This window comes from Erwinia sp. E602 (assembly GCF_018141005.1).
In the GTDB taxonomy this organism is placed as follows: Bacteria; Pseudomonadota; Gammaproteobacteria; order Enterobacterales; family Enterobacteriaceae; genus Erwinia.
This window is the reverse complement of sequence record NZ_CP046582.1, coordinates 1,589,408-1,606,987: the sequence shown is the minus strand read 5'-3', so window position 1 is coordinate 1,606,987 and position 17,580 is coordinate 1,589,408. Positions and strand designations below refer to the sequence as shown.

The window sequence follows — 17,580 nt, the reverse complement described above, 5'->3', positions numbered from 1 at the left end:
AAAAAAAGCCCCTGCGCAGGCAGGGGCTGGTTTGTATTACTCGGTGAATCAGGCTTTTGCCAGCTCTGCTTCCGGGCGCTTCAGCACCGCGTAAGTCAGGCCCGCCACCAGCGTACCGGCAACGATAGAGAGCAGGTAGCCAACCACCGGCGTAATCGCGCCCGGGATCAGCAGCACAAACAGGCCGCCGTGCGGTGCCATCAGTTTGGCGCCAATCCACATGGAGAGCGCACCGGTCAGCGCGCCGCCGACGATGCAGCAGGGCAGCACGCGCATCGGGTCACGGGCGGCGAACGGAATCGCGCCTTCAGAGATAAAGCACAGGCCGAGAACCAGCGCCGCTTTGCCGCCCTCCTGCTGACCCTTGTTGAACTTACGACGCGCAACCAGCGTTGCCACACCCATCGCCAGCGGTGGCACCATACCGGCCGCCATAATCGCCGCCATCGGCGCATAGGTCTGCGAGCTCAGCAGGCCGACGCCGAAGGCGTAAGCCACCTTGTTCACCGGGCCACCCATATCGGTACACATCATGCCGCCCAGCACCGCGCCCAGCAGCACCGCGTTGGCGGTACCCATGTTCGCCAGCCAGCTGGTCAGACCGGCCATAATGCCCGCCACCGGTTTACCCACCACGTAAATCATCAGCAGGCCGGTAATCAGGCTGGCGACCAGCGGGATGATCAGGATCGGCTTCAGCGCTTCCATACTGGTCGGCAGTTTGACCTTCTGGCTTAAGAACTTCGCCGCATAACCGGCGATAAAGCCGGCGATAATGCCGCCAAGGAAGCCGGCGTTGATGCTGGTGGCGATCATGCCGCCAATCAGGCCCGGGGTCAGACCCGGACGGTCGGCGATCGAGAAGGCGATAAAGCCCGCCAGCACCGGGACCATCAGCGCGAAGGCGCTGCCGCCACCGATCTGCATTAACGCGGCGGCCAGCGTACCCTGCTCTTTAAAGGCGGTGATACCAAAGGCGAACGACAGCGCGATGCTCAGGCCCCCTGCCACCACCATCGGCAGCATGTAAGACACGCCGGTCAGCAGGTGACGGTAGGCACCGGCCTTCTCTTTCTTATCATCACCTGCGGCGGCCTGCTGGCCACCCGCAGGCTGGTAAGGTTTGGCTTCCGCCACCGCTTTATCCAGCTCCTGCGCGGTTTTCTTCAGCGCCAGGCCGGTAGACGTACGGTACATCGGCTTGCCGGCGAATTTCGCCAGGTCCACTTCAATATCGGCCGCGACGATCACCAGATCCGCCGCCGCCACTTCTTCTGCGGTAATCGCGTTACCGGCACCCACGGAACCACGGGTCTCCACCTTCACCCACCAGCCGCGTTTTTTCGCTTCGGTGTCGATGGCTTCCGCCGCCATAAAGGTGTGCGCCACGCCGGTCGGACAGGCGGTTACCGCCACAATACGTTTCGGGCCGTTGCCCGCCGCCGCCACCGGTGCAGCCGCAGCAACCGCCGGGGCCTGGTAAGGCTGTGCATCGGTCTGCGCCTGCGCCAGCACCGCAGCCGGCTGGCTGAGCAGCTGCTGGATGTCGGCGAGGTAAATGGCTTTGCCGTTCAGCGTCGCGTCGGCCGGAATGTTTTTCCCGGCCACGATGATGCGATCGGCCTCTGCCGGGTTATCGGTCAGCGTCACGCCGGCGCTGGCCGCCGCGGCGGTGGTGATGTTTTTTGCCAGATGTCCGGTTGCCAGCCCCAGCGAAGAATCTATTATCAGCAGCGTTTTCATTATGGGTCTCCTGCTGTCAGGAATTGAAAGGTTTCAGGTCGACGCGCGCCATCATTGCGGCCAACTGGGTACGATCGGTAACGCCCACATTGCTCTGGCTGACGGCCATCGCCGCCACTGCCGTCGCCAGGCGCAGCGTGTGCTCGCTCGATTCACGCATCAGCAGGCCATAAATCAGGCCGCCAACCATTGAATCGCCGGCACCCACGGTGCTGACCACGTCACAGGCAGGGGGTTTGGCAATCCATTCCCCTGAAGCATTGACCCACAGTGCGCCTTCAGCGCCCAGCGAGATCACCACGTGGGCGATACCCTGCTCACGCAGCGCATGTGCTGCTTCAATCACATCTTGTAATGTCGGTAGTTTGCGGCCGGCCCAGATCTCCAGCTCGCGACGGTTCGGTTTCACCAGCCACGGCGCGGCTTTCAGGCCCGCTACCAGCGCTTCGCGGCTGCTGTCAAAAATGATGCACGGGCAGTGGCTGCGCAGCTGACGCATCCACTCGGTGAACGCGTCCGGATCGACGCCGGCCGGCAGGCTGCCGCTGGACGCAGACCATATCGAACTGGCCCAGCCAGGTCAGCGAGTCGGTGGTAAAGCGCTCCCAGTCCTGCCCGGTGACTTCAAAGCCGGAGAAGTTCAGGTCGGTGACGTCACCGCCCTGCTCGGTCAGCTTAACGTTGATGCGGGTACGGCCTTCCACCACCTGGAAGCGGTTGGCAATGCCAAGGTCGCTGAACAGGTGCTGGAAGCCGTCCTGGTTCTCTTTACCGAGGAAACCGCCGACGGTGACGTCGATGCCTAAATCTTTCAGCACTTTGGCAACGTTAATACCCTTACCGGCCGCGTGCAGCCCGGTGGTTTTCACCAGGTTGACTTCACCGCGTTCGATTTCCGGAATATAGCCGACCAGATCGTAAGCCGGGTTCAGCGTAATGGTGGCAACGCGTCTGCTCATTGTGCCCCCTCGCCCAGACCGGATGCGATGGCTTCGCCTACTGCATCCAGCGCCGCACGGGCATCTTCACCGCTGGCGGTGAAGCGCAGGCGATGGCCTTTTTTCACGCCCAGCGCCACCACCTTCATCAGGCTGCGGCCGTTGGCCGGCTTGCCGCTGCCGTCGAGGTTGGTGACGGTTACGTCGCAGTTAAACTGCTTGATCACGCTGACCAGCGCGGTGCCCGGACGGGCGTGCAGGCCGTGCTCGTTGCGGATCACAAACTCTTCGGTCAGCAGTTCGGCCTGCTCATCCACTATGCTGGTCAGCAGCGCGAGGATGCCGGCGGCGTCGGCCTGCAGCAGGCGATCGGCCTTCTGCGCAATCAGCAGGTCGCTCAGGTAGTTCAGCACGTGCAGCGGCTGGTCGTCGGCAACCGCCACGGTGACCAGCAGCGCGGCTTTCTCACCGTCAACCTCAAAGGCGTTCGCCGCGCGGGCAATCGCCACGCCGCTGGCGAGGTTGCCGACGGCGCTGTCGTTCAGCCAGATGCCCTGGCCAAGGTTCAGCGGCTTAGCGCCAATCACGCTGCTGACGAAGGCCGCGTCCACCGCGCCCGCCTGCTGCAGACGGCCGGCGTTCAGCGCCTGCAGGGTGATCAGATCGCCCGCCGCAACGTCGGTGGTAATCAGCGAAGCGTCAAATTTAAATTCGGCGGCCTGCTTTTCGCCCATCAGCAGCGCGCGCAGGGTTTCCGCCGAGTCGGTGCTTTTCAGCTGCTCTGCCACGCTGTCATCGCTCAGCACGTGGGTCAGCTGACGCAGCAGCGCCAGGTGTTCGTCAGATTTGGCGGCGATGCCGATCACCACCCAGGCGGTCTGATCGTCACCCCAGGCAATGCCCTGCGGAAACTGGAACACCTGCACGCCGGTGTTCAGCACCAGGTCGCGGGTGTCGGTGGTGCCGTGCGGAATGGCAATACCGTTACCGAGGTAGGTTGAGGTCTGCTGCTCGCGCGCAAGCATACCGTTTACGTAGCCTTCGCCGACGTTACCGGCGGCGGTCAACGCGGCGGCGACCTGACGGATGGCATCCTGTTTGTCGGCCGCCTGCGCGCCGGGCTTGATAGCACTCACTTCTAACTGGAACATGGAACCCTCGCTGCTGAATTTGAATCGTTTCAGCTTATCTGAGAATAAAAGCGTTATCACCGTGTCTGGGAAGCCGCAGGAGTAACGCTGAAACGTTTCAAGAAGTGTGGTCCCGACAGCCCGTTTTGTGCAAGATTTACCGCGTTTCATATAGCAGATTTTTGACGCTCCGCACATTTTTAGCTAAAACCAGCGCGGATTAATCCGGTGAAAACGACGGCCGGCTGACGCGATGCTGAACGCGATGGCCGATCCCGCTACCGGCGCTGACGCTGTTCAGCCTTTTGTGCAAAAAGTGCTTAAACCGGCATAGCTTATGCAACATCCGTGAAAGCGCTTTTTGATCGGCGGCAACAGGCGTAAAATTTGGCCGTTTTTATTCCTCTGACCGGTTCCCCTGACTATGCCTGTACCTTTAGCTTCCCCGCGCGCCCTGCTGCCCGACGGTAAATCGCTGGCGTTTCTGCTCGTCGCCTTCGTTTCCGGGCTGGCGGGCGCGCTGCAAACGCCAACCCTCAGCCTGTTCCTCAGCAGCGAGGTGCACGCCAGGCCGTTTATGGTCGGGCTGTTCTTCACCGTCAACGCGGTGATCGGTATCGTGGTCAGCCAGCTGCTGGGCCGCTACTCGGACAGTAAGGGCGATCGTAAAACGCTGATCTTCGTCTGCTGCCTGCTCGGTGCGCTGGCCTCAATGCTGTTTGCCTGGAACCGTAACTACTTTGTGCTGATGATCGTCGGCGTGTTTCTGGCCAGCTTCGGCAGCAGCGCCACCTCGCAGATGTTTGCGCTGGCGCGCGAGCACGCCGATAAAACCGGCCGCGAAAGCACCATGTTCAGCTCGGTGATGCGCGCGCAGATCTCGCTGGCGTGGATCTTCGGGCCGCCGCTGGCCTTCAGCCTGGCGCTGGGCTACGGCTTCCGCTCAATGTATCTGGTGGCCGCCGTGGCCTTTGCGCTCTGCGCGGTGGTGGTGCATACCATGCTGCCGTCGATGCAGAAAACCACGGTGACCACCGCCAGCGCGCCGCTGCAGGCACCGCGCCGCAACCGCCGCGCCACGCTGGTGCTGTTCCTCGCCAGTACGCTGATGTGGTCAAGCAACGGGCTGTACCTGATCGTGATGCCGCTGTACGTGGTCAACGATCTGCAGCTGCCGGAAAAGCTGGCGGGGATTATGATGGGGCTGGCGGCCGGGCTGGAGATCCCGGTAATGCTGTTCGCCGGGCTGGTGGCAAAGCGCTTTGGCAAACGGCCGCTGATGCTGATTGCCGCCGGGGCCGGGCTGCTGTTCTACGCCGGCACTCTGCTGTTCTCCAGCGAGCTGGCGATGCTGCTGCTGCAGATCCCCAACGCGGTGTTTATCGGGGTGATCGCCGCCATCGGCATGATCTACTTCCAGGATCTGATGCCCGGCCAGGCCGGGGCAGCCACCACGCTGTTTACCAACTCGACGCGGATGGGCTGGATCGTCGGCGGTTCGCTGGCCGGCCTGGTCGCCGAGGTGTGGAGCTACCACTCGGTGTTCTGGTTTGCGCTGGTGATGATGACGGCGTCGGTGCTGTGCCTGCTGCGGGTGCCGGAGCCTGGCGATCGACGGTAAACGGCTCAGGGCGCCGTAGCCGCTTCCAGATCCAGCAGCCAGACCAGCGCCGCCGCGCGGCTGCTGCCGCACATTTCGCGGTCGGGCTGCAGGCCAGCACAGACGGGCGGGCGCAGCGGCGAGCCAAAGATTTTACAGCGCTGGCGCTCGTCCAGCTGGATGCAGGGGGTGTTGGCCGGCTTGCCGTGCGGCATCCCCGGGATCGGCGATGAAATCGAGGGCGCGGTGCAGCAGGCCCCACAGTCAATGCGACACTCCATCTTCCATCCTTTATGCCGGGTGAGTGCGTGCACGATGCCCGCTTGCCCCCCTTAAAAAACGCGACAATAGCAGCAAGCCCGGCCAAATACTATCTTTGCGCTGCGGGGAAAGGGTGCCCGTTTTACGGCGATAAAATTTTCACGCAGCGGTACAGCAGACGCTTGCCTGGCGGGCTTTCCGCGAGTAACGTGTCGCGACAAATTATCCCGTTCAGCCAGTCGAGATCTGTGAAATGCCAAGAGCAAACGAAATCAAAAAAGGTATGGCCATCAGCTATAACGGTAAGCTGCTGCTGGTTAAGGATATTGATGTGCAGAGCCCGAGCGCGCGCGGCGCCTCCACGCTGTACAAAATGCGCTTCACCGACGTGCGCACCGGCCTGAAGGTGGAAGAGCGCTTTAAGGGCGACGATATCCTCGACACCATCTCCCTCAGCCGCCGCCAGGTCACCTTCTCCTATATTGACGGTGACGAGTACGTGTTTATGGATGATGAAGATTTCACCCCGTACAACTTTAAGCAGGAGCAGATCGCCGACGAACTGCTGTTTCTGCCGGAAGGCGGTATTCCGGGCATTCAGGTGCTGACCATGGACGGCCAGGTGCTGGCGCTGGAGCTGCCGCAGACCGTGGATATGGAAATTGTGGAAACCACGCCGGGCATCAAAGGCGCATCCGCCAGCGCACGAACCAAACCGGCCACCATGAGCACCGGGCTGGTAGTGCAGGTGCCGGAATACCTGAGCAACGGCGATAAAATCCGTATCCATATCCCCGAGCGCCGCTATATGAGCCGCGCCGACTAGTTATCGTCACCGGCAGGCCGCTGTTTTGTGTGCCGGGTTGCCGGGTTGCCGGGTTGCCGGGTTGCCGGGTTGCCGGGTTGCCGGGCAGAGTGGCGCATCGGCTGAGTGTTAAAGCCAGCGCGTAAAGGCCGTTTTAGGGGGGCGATGTCCGGTGACATCGCCCTTTTTGTTATGTTATAACAAAAGTAATATTCACCACGATTAAGGACGTAATGATGACCCGGGTTAACCTGATCACCGGCTTTTTAGGCAGCGGCAAAACCACCACCCTGCGCCACCTGCTGGCCAGCAAGCCGGAAGGTGAAAAGTGGGCGGTGCTGGTTAACGAGTTCGGTGAGATCGGCATCGACGGTGCCCTGCTGGCGGAAAGCGGCGCGGTGCTGAAAGAGATCCCCGGCGGCTGCATGTGCTGCGTTAACGGGCTGCCGATGCAGGTCGGGCTGAATACGCTGCTGAAGCAGGCGAAGCCGGACCGGCTGCTGATCGAACCGACCGGGCTGGGCCATCCGAAGCAGATCCTTGAAATGCTGACGGCCGATGTCTACCAGCCGTGGATCGACCTGCGCGCCACGCTGTGCCTACTCGACCCGCGCCAGCTGGCCGACCCTAAGGTGGTGGCCAACGAGAACTTCCGTGACCAGCTGGCCGCCGCCGACATTATCGTCGCCAGCAAGGCTGACCGCTGGGATGACGCCTGCCGCAGCGCCCTGCAGCAGTGGCAGCAGCAGGCCGGTGGCGATCGTCCGCTGCTCAGCGTGCAGCACGGCGCGGTGGATATCGCCCTGCTGGATACGCCGCGACGCAATCTGCAGCCGCTGCCGCAGCCGGAACATCATCACCCGCACGCAGCGCCCCGTTCGCCGCTGGCCGGAATGAAGCTGGACGCTGCGGCGCGCTGGCGGCGGGCGCTGAACCAGGGCCAGGGCTACTTTGCGGCGGGCTGGGTGTTTGACGGCGATACGGTGTTTGACACCATCGGCCTGCTGGAGTGGGCGCGGCTGGCACCTGTGTCACGGGTGAAGGGCGTACTGCGCATTGCGGAAGGCGCGGTGAGCATCAATCGCCAGGGCAACGACTTCCATATTGAGACCCGCGCCGCCGAGCCGCTGGACAGCCGCATCGAACTGATCCACGAGCAGCAGGCCGACTGGAATACTTTACAAACCGCTTTGTTGAAACTTCGTTTACACTCTGGGGCATAACCTGTGCGGCGCATTCCGCTCTACTTGATAAAGCCCCTGAAAAAAACATGACTTCAAAACGCCTGATACTGATTCTGCTGCTTAACGCCCTCGGCCTTGCGCTGTTCTTCTCGTGGTACCTGCCGGCCGGCCACGGCCAGTGGTTTGCCCTCGACAAGGCCATTTTCTACGGCTTTAACGACCACCTGGTGACCAGCAAACCGCTGCTGTGGCTGGTGGCGGTGACCAACTTCCGCGCTTTTGACGGCGTCTCGCTGCTGGCGATGGGCGCGCTGTACCTCTCTTTCTGGCTGAAAGAGACGCCGCAGGGCCGCCGCCGCATGCTGGCGATCGGCATCACCATGCTGATCACCGCCGTGGGCCTCAACCAGCTGGGCCACCTGATCCCGGTCTCCCACCCCAGCCCAACCCGATACTTCCCCGGCGTACACCACGTTGCGGAACTGACCGGTATATCAACCAAGGATGCCTCGGCGGACAGCTTCCCCGGCGATCACGGCATGATGCTGATGATCTTTGCCTGCTTTATGCTGCGCTACTTCACCCGCCGCGCCTTCGCTATTGCCGTGGCGATCGTGCTGGTGTTTGCGCTGCCACGGGTGATGATCGGTGCCCACTGGTTTACCGATATTGCCGTCGGATCGCTCTCCATCGTGCTGGTCGGCATGAGCTGGTGGCTGCTCACCCCGGCCAGTGATTTTCTGGTCAACGTACTTAACCGCAATTTACCGGGGAAATATAAACCGGTCGCATAATCGGGCTATTAGTTCGTCACATCGCTGTAACAGGGGGGACGTATATTCGCGTCCCACTTTTTCGTTTACGGCGTTAATGAGGATGCTTACCGGATATGATTAAGAGGATTTTGTTATATTTAGCCACTGCGGGCAGGGACCGGTAACTCGTTGTTGTCTAGCCGGATTATTCCTAATCTGACCGGGCAACCTGCTGACCGGCGCGATTTCGGGCGTTTTCTGTCTGGTACGGCCAGCAGATTGTCGAGAATATCGCCAATGCGTTATCCGGGATTTGACATCACAAAAAGCAATCAAAAACTCCTTAAAAATCCCTCGCCATGCGGCATCTAATGGGGTAATCTCGAATTCGATTAGGCAGGATGGCTAGAATATTTCAGGAATTTTACATTTTAAACTGTGCACAGTGCCACATTTTAAGCTTTCCGGAATTGTCTTACCGCACGGCGCTAATTACTCTCGTTTCGTTTCGTATTTTAACTAACGACGCCGTCGTTAAGGACCTCAAGGGATTACACGAACAATGGTCAAGTCTCAACCTTTCCTGAGATATATCCTGCGGGCCATCCCCGCCGTCGCCCTGGCGACACTGATGTCAGCATGCAGTTCGAACAGCGGACACCAAGTACAAACTGATACTCATGCAGTTAAGGACCAGAGTGGTTTTTTACTGCAAGCGTCTCAGGATGAATTCGAACAGATGGTGCAAAACGTGGACGTGAAGTCCCGTCTGATGGAGCAGTACGCCGACTGGAAAGGCGTGCGCTACCGTCTTGGCGGCACCAACAAACGCGGCGTTGACTGCTCTGCCTTCGTGCAGAACACCTTCCGTGAGCAGTTTGGTCTGGAACTGCCGCGCTCAACCTACGAGCAGGAAGACAGCGGTAAGAGCATTCAGCGCACCAAGCTGCGCCCGGGTGACTTAGTGATGTTCCGCGCCGGCTCTACCGGTCGCCACGTGGGCATCTATATCGGTAACGATAACTTTGTTCACGCCTCAACCAGCAGCGGCGTTACCATTTCCAGCCTGAATGAATCCTACTGGAAAAACCGTTACCGCGACGCGCGCCGGGTGATCAGCCGAACGCAGGGCTGACCTTCCCTGAGGTCCGCGAAAACGAGAGTAAAAAAACGCCGCTTGCGGCGTTTTTTATTGCCTGAAAAACAGCTAAAAGTTCCAATAATCAGAAGAAGATAGAGACAGCAGCCGCCCAACCGTTATATTCTGCTCCCTCACCAGAGAACGCAGTTTGCATTGATAAATAATAAAAAAACGGCTAAACGAGAGAACTTCCATGCCACTAGCAAAAACCTTCTCGCGGCACGTCAGCCATCCGCGCAGAATCATCTTTTTGAGTGCCAGCGCGGGATTGATTTTTTTTCTGTTGTTTATCAGTATCAGCCTCACCCTGAGCATGCAGCGTCATGCCGCCAGCCATGACCGGCTGGCCACCTGGACGCAACGCTACCTCAGCAACGTGTTCAGCGACCTGCAAAGCACGCTGGAACCGCTGCAGGCCGCCACGCTGGTCAGCTGCGAACAGGTGCGCGCAGACCTGACGCAGCGCGCGGCGTTTGCCGCCAATATTCGCGCTATCCTGCTGGTGAAAAACGATATCGCCTTCTGCTCCTCCGCCACCGGGCCGATGTCGCTCTCCATCCATCAGATTTCGCCGTTTACCGACGCCAGCCAGAGCCGCGACATTCGCCTGATCGCCGGCACGCCGATGGTGCGCAAACAGCCGGCGCTGGTGCTGTGGCTGGCCAACAACAGCCGTGCCGACAGCGGCATCTTCACCACGCTGAATATCGACCTGACCCCCTACCTGCTGCTGACCTCACGTCAGCAGGAGATCACCGGCATGGCCATCGCCGCCGGAGGCCAGGCGCTGACCACCTGGAATGAGCGGGTGATCGACCGCAGCGCCCTGCCCGACCATCCGCTGCGCACGGTAGCTGTGCCCGGCTATCCGCTAACGCTCTACCTGTACGGTGACAGCATGCCGCAGCGCGAAATCCATCTGATCCTGCTAAGCGGCCTGCTGATTGGCGTGGTGATTGCCTGCGCCTGCTACCTGCTGTTAATGCTGCGCCTGCGGCCGGGCAAAGAGATCCTGCTCGGCATCAAGCGCGGCGAGTTCCACGTTGAGTACCAGCCGGTTGTTGACGCACAGACCGGCCAGCCCTATGGCGTTGAGGCGCTGATGCGCTGGACCCACCCCACCGAGGGGCGCATCCCGCCGGATGCCTTTATCAGCTATGCCGAAGGGCAGAACCTGATCGTGCCGCTGACCCGCCACCTGTTCAGCCTGATCGCCCGCGACGCTCACCAGCTGCGCGAAGCGCTACCGGCCGGCACCCGGCTGGGCGTTAACCTGTCACCGCTGCATCTCAGCCACCCAACCTTCCGCCACGACGTAAACCGCTGGCTGGCGGCGATGCCGGAGGGACATTTTGTACCGATATTTGAAATTACCGAGCGGGCGATGATGTCGGGCAGAGAGGCGGACGATAACTTCGAGTGGATGCGACAGCAGCAGATCCGCATCGCCATCGATGATTTCGGCACCGGCCACAGCGCCCTGATCTACCTTGAAAAATTCCAGTTCGACTACCTGAAAATCGACCGCGGCTTTGTGCAGAGCATCGGTATGGAAACCGTCAACACCCCGGTGCTGGATACGGTGCTGGCGCTGGCGAAAAAACTTAACCTGAATACGGTGGCGGAAGGCGTCGAGACCGCCGAGCAGGCGCTGTGGCTGATCAACCGCGGCGTCACCCATATGCAGGGCTACCTGTTCAGCCGCCCGTGCAAGGTGCCGCTGCTGGTGGCGTACTACCAGAACGCCGCACGGCCAGCCGGGGCAACCTGTGCAACGGCTGACGGGAACTGTTAAAGCCGCCTGATTACCTTTACTATTAACGTTTAATTCCGAGGAGCCCGCAGGCCTATGATTGCGCGTCTTGTTGCCTTTGCTCTGTTCAGCCTGTCTGCGGCCGCTGTTCAGGCAGAAAAGATTACCGAGAGCTACAGCTTCGCCCAGCTGGGCACGCCGAAATATGCTGCCGGCTTCAGCCATTACGACTACGCCAATCCCGCCGCGCCGAAAGGCGGCAGCATCACGCTGTCGGCCATTGGCACCTATGACAATTTTAACCGCTATGCCATGCGCGGCAGCCCGGGTGCCGACACCGAGTCGATGTACGATCCGCTGTTTACCTCTTCCGATGATGAGCCGGGCAGCCTCTACCCGCTGGTCGCGGAGTTCGCCCGCTACCCGGACAACTATCGCTGGGTCGAAGTCAGCATTAACCCCAGGGCCCGCTTCCAGGACGGCACGCCGATCACCGCGGAAGACGCGGCCTTTACCTTCAATATGTTTATGACCCAGGGCGTGCCGCAGTACCGGGTGTATTACAAAGGGGTGACGGCCAAAGCCATTTCACGGCTGACGGTGCGCTTTGATCTGCCGCAGTCGGATCGTGACAGGATGATCTCGCTGCTCTCCTCGCCGGTGTTTCCGAAAGCGTACTGGCAGAGCCGTAAGCTGAGCGATCCCCTGCCCCACCCGCCGCTGGCCAGCGGCCCTTACCGCATCACCGCCTACAAAGTGGGTCAGTCGATTACCTATTCGCGGGTGAAAGATTACTGGGCGGCGGATCTGCCGGTTAACAAAGGGCGCTACAACTTCGACACTATCCGCTACGACTACTATCTGGATGATAACGTTGCCTTTGAAGCCTTTAAGGCCGGAGCATTTGATTTCCGTACCGAAGGGTCAGCCAAAAAATGGGCTACCCAGTATCGCGGCAGCAACTTCGACCAGGGTTACATTGTTAAACAGCAGGTGCCGAATACCGTCGCCACCGCCACCCAGTGGCTGGCGTTCAATGTGCAGAAACCTCAATTTTCCGACCGCCGGGTGCGCGAAGCGCTGTCGCTGCTGTTTGACTTTGAGTGGATGAACAAAGCGCTGTTCTATAACGCCTATCAGCGTGTCGACAGCTACTTCCAGAATACCGACTACGCCGCCCGGGGCTACCCGGATGCCAGAGAGCTTGCGATCCTCGCCCCGCTGAAGGGGCAATTCCCGCAGGAAGTGATCGACCAGATCTACCAGCCGCCGGTTTCCAACGGCAGCGGCTACGATCGCGGCAAGCTGCTGCAGGCGCTGACGCTGCTGAAACAGGCGGGCTGGGAGCTGAAAAATCAGCAGCTGATTAACGTGAAAAGCGGCAAGCCGTTCAGCTTTGAGCTGCTGCTGCGCAGCGGCGGCAACGATCAGTGGGTGCTGCCGTTTAAGCACAATCTGGAACGGATCGGCATCACCCTTAACGTGCGCCAGGTGGACAGCTCACAGTATCTGGCCCGCCTGCGCAGCCGCGATTTCGATATGCTGCCGTCGCCCTATCAGGCCTATGCCTTCCCCGATACCAACCTGCAGATCAGCTGGGCCAGCCAGTATATCGACTCCTCGTACAACCGGCCGGGGGTCAGCAGCCCGCTAATCGATAACCTGGTCGAACAGATCGTGCAGCATCAGGGCGATGAACAGGCGCTGCTGCCGCTCGGCCGGGTGCTGGATCGCGTACTGCTGTGGAACTACTACATGATCCCGATGTGGTACAGCGCCAATAACCGCTACGCCTACTGGAATAAATTCTCGATGCCGACCACCCGCCCCACCTATTCGCTGGGCTTTGACAGCTGGTGGTACGATGTCAACAAAGCCGCCCGCCTGCCGGCGCAGCGTCGTTAAGGAGCCTGACCTTGGGTGCATACATTGTCCGCCGTTTGCTGCTGATTATTCCCACCCTGTGGGCGATCATCACCATTAACTTTTTTATCGTACAGATAGCGCCGGGTGGCCCGGTGGATCAGGCGATTGCCAATATCCAGTTCGGCCAGACCACCGGCCTGCCGGGGGCGGCAGGTGAAGGCAGCGCCCACGGGCGCAGCACGCTCAGCAGCAGCCCCGGCGAAGGCCAGTATCGCGGTTCGCGCGGGCTGGACCCGGAGGTGATCGCCGAGATCACCCACCGCTACGGCTTCGATAAACCGCTGCACGAGCGCTACTTCACCATGCTGTGGAACTATCTGCGCTTTGACTTCGGCGACAGCCTGTTCCGCAGCAGCTCGGTGATTGCGCTGATCAAAGAGAGCCTGCCGGTGTCGGTGACGCTCGGTTTATGGAGCACGCTGATTATCTACCTGGTGTCGATCCCGCTGGGAATAAAGAAGGCGGTGCGCAACGGCAGCGCTTTTGATACCTGGAGCAGCACGCTGATCATCATCGGCTACGCCATTCCATCGTTCCTGTTCGGCATTATGCTGATCGTGCTGTTCGCCGGCGGCAGCTACCTCGACTGGTTCCCGCTGCGCGGGCTGGTGTCGCCGCAGTTTGACAGCCTGCCGTGGTACGGCAAGGTCACCGACTACCTGTGGCACATCAGCCTGCCGGTGCTGGCGACGGTGATCGGCGGCTTCGCCACTCTGACCATGCTGACCAAAAACTCGTTTATGGATGAGATCCGCAAACAGTACGTGGTCACCGCGCGGGCCAAAGGGCTGGATGAGAATAAAATTCTCTACCGCCACGTGTTCCGCAACGCCATGCTGCTGGTGATCGCCGGCTTTCCGGCCACCTTTATCAGCATGTTCTTCACCGGCTCGCTGCTGATCGAGGTGATGTTCTCGCTCAACGGCCTCGGCCTGCTGGGCTACGACGCCACCATTCAGCGCGACTACCCGGTGATGTTCGGCACCCTGTATATCTTCACCCTGATTGGCCTGCTGCTGAACATCGTCAGCGATATCACCTACACGCTGGTCGATCCGCGCATTGATTTTGAGGGACGCTGATGAGCCGCTTAAACCCGATTAACCAGGCGCGCTGGGCGCGATTCCGCCATAACCGCCGCGGCTACTGGTCGCTGTGGATCTTCGCCGTGCTGTTTATCCTCTGCCTCTTTGCTGAGCTGCTGGCTAACGACAAGCCGCTGATCGTCCACTACCAGGACCGCACTTACTTCCCGCTGCTGCTCAACTATAACGAAACCGACTTCGGCGGCGAGCTGCCGACGCCGGCCGACTACCAGGACCCGTGGCTGCAGGCGCGGCTGGCCAGCAACGGCTGGGCGCTGTGGGCACCGATCCGCTTCGGCGACGACACCATCAACTTCGCCACCACCCAGCCGTTCCCGTCGCCGCCGTCGGCGCAGAACTGGCTGGGCACCGACGCCAACGGCGGCGACGTGCTGTCGCGCATCCTCTACGGCACGCGCATTTCACTGCTGTTCGGCCTGATGCTGACGCTGTTTTCCAGCGTCATCGGCATCGTCGCCGGCGCGGTGCAGGGCTACTTTGGCGGCAGGGTCGACCTGTGGGGGCAGCGGATTATAGAAGTCTGGTCCGGCATGCCGACGCTGTTCCTGATTATCCTGCTCTCCAGCGTGATCCAGCCCGGCTTCTGGTGGCTGCTGGCGATCACCGTGCTGTTCGGCTGGATGAGCCTGGTCGGGGTGGTGCGCGCCGAGTTTCTGCGCACCCGCAACTTCGACTATATCCGCGCCGCACAGGCGATGGGGGTCAACGACTGGGGCATAATGTCGCGCCATATGCTGCCCAACGCGATGGTCGCCACCCTGACCTACCTGCCGTTTATTCTCTGCGGTTCGATCACCACCCTCACTTCGCTGGACTTCCTCGGCTTCGGCCTGCCGCTCGGCTCGCCGTCGCTGGGCGAGCTGCTGCTGCAGGGCAAAAACAACCTGCAGGCGCCGTGGCTCGGCCTGACCGCCTTCTTCTCGCTGGCGATCCTGCTGTCGCTGTTAATCTTTATTGGTGAAGCCGTGCGCGACGCCTTCGACCCAGGCAAGGCGGTCTGATATGGCACTTCTCTCTGTTAAAGACTTAAGCATTGCGTTCCGCCAGGGCGGCCAGCAGCGGGTGGTGGTCGAGGGCATGTCGCTGTCGCTGGAGGCCGGCGAGACGCTGGCGCTGGTCGGCGAGTCCGGTTCCGGCAAAAGCGTCACCGCGCTGTCGGTGATGCGCCTGCTGCCGACGCCGCCGGTGGTCTACCCGCAGGGCGAGATCCTGTTTGACGGCCAGAGCGTGCTGCAGGCCGACGAACGGACGATGCGCGGCCTGCGCGGCAACCGCATGGCGATGATCTTCCAGGAGCCGATGGTATCGCTCAACCCGCTGCACAGCATTGAAAAGCAGCTGTATGAGGTGCTGTCGCTGCACCGCGGCATGCGCAGCCAGGCGGCGCGCGCCGAAATGCTCAGCTGCCTTGACCGGGTCGGCATCCGCAATGCCGCCGGACGGCTGAACGACTTCCCGCACCAGCTCTCCGGCGGCGAGCGCCAGCGCGTGATGATCGCTATGGCGCTGCTGACCCGCCCGCAGCTGCTGATCGCCGATGAGCCGACCACCGCGCTGGACGTCACGGTGCAGGCGCAGATTATCAGCCTGCTGCACGAGCTGAAGCAGGAGATGAATATGGGGCTGCTGTTTATCACCCATAACCTGAACATCGTTAAGAAGCTGGCCGATAACGTCACGGTGATGCGCGAAGGCAGGGCGGTGGAGGTCAACGGTACCGCCGCGTTATTCAGCAACCCGCAGCATCCTTACACCCAGCAGCTGCTCAACGCCGAGCCGCAGGGCCGCCCGCAGCCGGTGGCCGCCGGCGTCGCGCCGCTGCTGCGGGTCAGCGACCTGCAGGTCGCCTTCCCGCTGAAAAAAGGGCTGATGCGCCGCACGGTGGGTTACCACCATGCGCTGAAGTCGCTGAGCTTCAGCCTGCGCCCCGGCGAGAGCCTCGGCTTAGTCGGCGAATCCGGCTCCGGTAAAAGCACCACCGGCCTGGCGCTGCTGCGGCTGATCGCCTCAAAAGGCGAAATCTGGTTTGATAACCAGCCGCTGCACCAGTGGAGCCGCCGGCAGATGCTGCCGGTGCGCCCGCAGATCCAGGTGGTGTTCCAGGATCCGAACTCGGCGCTCAACCCGCGCCTCAACGTACAGCAGATTATCGCCGAAGGGCTGCGGGTGCATCACCCGGAGCTGGACGCGGCAGCGCGCGACGCGCGGGTGGTGGCGGTGATGCAGGAGGTGGGGCTGGATCCTGAGACCCGCCAGCGCTACCCGGCGGAGTTCTCCGGCGGCCAGCGCCAGCGCATCGCCATCGCCCGCGCGCTGGTGCTGAAGCCCCGGCTGATCATTCTGGATGAGCCGACCTCCTCCCTTGACCGTTCGGTGCAGAAGCAGATCCTCAGCCTGCTGACGCGCCTGCAGCTTGAGCACGGGCTGGCCTACCTGTTTATCAGCCACGATCTGCAGGTGGTGCGGGCGCTGTGTCATCAGGTGGTGGTGCTGCGTCAGGGCGAGGTGGTGGAACAGGGCGAGAGCGAGAGCGTGTTCAGCGCGCCGCGTGAAGAGTACACCCGACAGCTGCTGGCGCTGGCCTGAGGTGCGGGCCAGGCCCGGTGCCCGTTAAGCAGCAGCGTCGATGCCGGAACAACGTCAGGTTCAGCGGCAGGTAAACGAAAGAGGACGGCGACGGGGACGTTAAGCTGCGCAGGTCAGTGGGTATAAGGCTCGGCGATGCCGACGCCGAAGTTTTTCAGCCGGCAGGTGGTGGTGCACTCATCCTGGCGGCAGACAAACAGGCACGGCTCCCCTTCCCACTCGACCACCGCGCACTCCAGCTCGATGCCGGCCAGCGCCTGCTGAATCGACTGCATAATATCCCAGGCGGAGGCCCCCTGATGGCTGAGCAGGCGCAGGCCGATCAGGTCGGCGTCTTCCGGCGGCCGGTTACACGCCTGGGCCACCACGCATTTTCCCTGCGCACCGGCACACCAGCGGTAGCTTTGCGGTAAACGATGTACCACAGAATGTTCCAGCGTATTCAAGCGGCGTTCCCCAGAGTGATTTTCAACAATAATTTCACAAATATTTTACAAGGTAAATCATCCGTTACCGGAATCAAGCCAACCTTCTGATTTTAATTGGAATTAAATGTTGAAGGAGATTTCTTACGGCATGGATGGTGCGTTTCGCGGTTTTTTTTTGAGAGCTGCCTCTCATTTATTTGTTATAAATACCGCGACTCTCGCCC

14 protein-coding genes and 1 pseudogene are annotated in these 17,580 nt (G+C 61.0%); 10 read left to right on the top strand and 5 right to left on the bottom strand.

The window, feature by feature from the left end:
• Positions 1-48 precede the first annotated feature (48 nt).
• The 3 genes and pseudogenes from fruA to fruB form a co-directional block, all read right to left on the bottom strand.
• Complete coding sequence (fruA, locus tag GKQ23_RS08765; protein WP_056233401.1) at positions 49-1,743, bottom strand: PTS fructose transporter subunit IIBC; 1,695 nt, start codon at positions 1,741-1,743, stop codon at positions 49-51.
• Positions 1,744-1,759: 16 nt separating this feature from the next.
• A pseudogene (fruK, locus tag GKQ23_RS08760) lies at positions 1,760-2,702 on the bottom strand (1-phosphofructokinase).
• Positions 2,699-3,832 carry a fused PTS fructose transporter subunit IIA/HPr protein gene (gene fruB, locus GKQ23_RS08755; protein ID WP_212410357.1) on the bottom strand — a complete coding sequence of 378 codons (1,134 nt, stop codon included), beginning with the start codon at positions 3,830-3,832 and terminating at the stop codon, positions 2,699-2,701. Before fruB ends, fruK begins: the two are co-directional and overlap by 4 nt.
• 403 nt (positions 3,833-4,235) lie before the next feature.
• On the opposite strand from fruB, the gene GKQ23_RS08750 reads away from it, so the two are divergent.
• A complete protein-coding gene (locus tag GKQ23_RS08750; protein WP_056233407.1) occupies positions 4,236-5,432 on the top strand; it encodes a sugar efflux transporter in 1,197 nt (398 codons plus the stop codon).
• A gap of 5 nt (positions 5,433-5,437) precedes the next feature.
• On the opposite strand, the gene GKQ23_RS08745 is transcribed toward GKQ23_RS08750, so the two are convergent.
• On the bottom strand, positions 5,438-5,692 hold the full coding sequence (locus GKQ23_RS08745) for a YkgJ family cysteine cluster protein (RefSeq protein WP_056233409.1): 255 nt from the start codon (positions 5,690-5,692) through the stop codon (positions 5,438-5,440).
• 233 nt (positions 5,693-5,925) lie between these two features.
• Between GKQ23_RS08745 and yeiP the strand changes: the two genes are divergently transcribed.
• From yeiP to yejF, 9 genes are all read left to right on the top strand, one after another.
• Positions 5,926-6,498 carry an elongation factor P-like protein YeiP gene (gene yeiP, locus GKQ23_RS08740; RefSeq protein WP_056233411.1) on the top strand — a complete coding sequence of 191 codons (573 nt, stop codon included), beginning with the start codon at positions 5,926-5,928 and terminating at the stop codon, positions 6,496-6,498.
• A gap of 215 nt (positions 6,499-6,713) precedes the next feature.
• Positions 6,714-7,700, top strand: a complete 987-nt coding sequence (locus GKQ23_RS08735; RefSeq protein ID WP_212411700.1) for a GTP-binding protein — start codon at positions 6,714-6,716, stop codon at positions 7,698-7,700.
• Positions 7,701-7,747: 47 nt separating this feature from the next.
• Entirely contained in the window at positions 7,748-8,455 is a 708-nt protein-coding gene (locus GKQ23_RS08730) for a phosphatase PAP2 family protein (RefSeq protein WP_212410355.1), read from the top strand.
• A gap of 523 nt (positions 8,456-8,978) precedes the next feature.
• The gene (mepS, locus tag GKQ23_RS08725; protein WP_072166294.1) at positions 8,979-9,551 is read left to right on the top strand and encodes a bifunctional murein DD-endopeptidase/murein LD-carboxypeptidase; all 573 of its coding nucleotides are present in this window, start codon (positions 8,979-8,981) and stop codon (positions 9,549-9,551) included.
• 199 nt (positions 9,552-9,750) lie between these two features.
• On the top strand, positions 9,751-11,352 hold the full coding sequence (locus tag GKQ23_RS08720) for a cyclic di-GMP phosphodiesterase (RefSeq protein WP_212410353.1): 1,602 nt from the start codon (positions 9,751-9,753) through the stop codon (positions 11,350-11,352).
• A 54-nt stretch (positions 11,353-11,406) separates the two neighbouring features.
• Positions 11,407-13,215 (top strand): extracellular solute-binding protein, encoded by a 1,809-nt coding sequence (locus tag GKQ23_RS08715; RefSeq protein WP_212410351.1) that lies wholly within the window; start codon positions 11,407-11,409, stop codon positions 13,213-13,215.
• Between the two features lie 11 nt (positions 13,216-13,226).
• Positions 13,227-14,318, top strand: coding sequence for a microcin C ABC transporter permease YejB (locus tag GKQ23_RS08710; protein ID WP_212410349.1), 1,092 nt, complete (start codon positions 13,227-13,229; stop codon positions 14,316-14,318).
• Entirely contained in the window at positions 14,318-15,343 is a 1,026-nt protein-coding gene (locus GKQ23_RS08705; protein ID WP_212410347.1) for a microcin C ABC transporter permease, read from the top strand. The genes GKQ23_RS08710 and GKQ23_RS08705 overlap by 1 nt, the downstream gene beginning before the upstream one ends.
• Position 15,344: 1 nt before the next feature.
• Positions 15,345-16,928 carry a microcin C ABC transporter ATP-binding protein YejF gene (gene yejF, locus GKQ23_RS08700; protein WP_056233427.1) on the top strand — a complete coding sequence of 528 codons (1,584 nt, stop codon included), beginning with the start codon at positions 15,345-15,347 and terminating at the stop codon, positions 16,926-16,928.
• Between the two features lie 113 nt (positions 16,929-17,041).
• Here the strand turns inward: yejF and GKQ23_RS08695 are convergent, their stop codons facing one another.
• Positions 17,042-17,374 carry a YejG family protein gene (locus GKQ23_RS08695; RefSeq protein WP_056233429.1) on the bottom strand — a complete coding sequence of 111 codons (333 nt, stop codon included), beginning with the start codon at positions 17,372-17,374 and terminating at the stop codon, positions 17,042-17,044.
• Between the last annotated feature and the right edge of the window lie 206 nt (positions 17,375-17,580).